Source organism: Massilia sp. TSP1-1-2 (genome assembly GCF_049896185.1).
Lineage (GTDB): Bacteria > Pseudomonadota > Gammaproteobacteria > Burkholderiales > Burkholderiaceae_D > Telluria_A.
Genome location: NZ_JAFCTU010000168.1, coordinates 1 through 743, shown reverse-complemented (window position 1 = coordinate 743; position 743 = coordinate 1). Strand labels below are relative to the sequence as shown.

At 52.6% G+C, this 743-nt stretch carries 1 pseudogene; it reads left to right on the top strand.

Annotated features, from left to right (window positions below):
* Positions 1 to 251: 251 nt before the first annotated feature.
* Positions 252 to 743, top strand: a pseudogene (gene rpoB / locus ACP7BV_RS27520) (DNA-directed RNA polymerase subunit beta); the annotation flags it as partial.

The following is a 743-nucleotide window of genomic DNA, read 5'->3' as shown; positions in this document are numbered from 1 at the left end:
TGTTGGCGCGGTAAGTTTGCGCCGGAGTCAAAGCTTGCGGTTCTCTCCCGAAAGGGCGCGAATGCGGCTTTGGCTCTTTTGTCGTCCCTGTCGTATTTGTGGCTGAATAAAGCCATGCTTAAGTTTTAGGCAGTAGTATTCGCAGTTCTTCTTATCATCATGACGGGAAGTTCGAGAATTGAGGGCTTGCGTGTGGTAGTCACACTGGCAATTCCTGAATTCTCATCCTTTTAGTCACTCACGGAGTGTCCATGCACTACTCATTTACTGAGAAGAAACGCATTCGCAAATCATTCGCGAAGCGCGCCAACGTTCACAACGTTCCCTTCCTTCTGGCTACCCAGCTTGAATCTTACGAGAATTTCTTACAGGCCGACACAATTGTGTCGAACCGCAAGAATGATGGCCTGCAGTCGGCTTTCACCTCGATTTTCCCTATCGTGTCGCACAATGGTTTTGCGCGCCTCGAATTCCTGTCGTATGTCCTGGGCACTCCCGCCTTTGACGTCAAGGAATGCCAACAGCGTGGCCTGACGTTCGCGTCACCGCTGCGCGCCAAGGTTCGCCTGGTGATTCTGGACAAGGAATCGCCGACCAAGCCTGTGGTCAAGGAAATGAAAGAGCAGGAAGTCTACATGGGCGAATTGCCGCTCATGACGACCACCGGTTCGTTTGTCATCAACGGTACCGAGCGCGTGATTGTGTCGCAGCTCCACCGTTCCCCTGGCGTGTTCTTCGAGCAC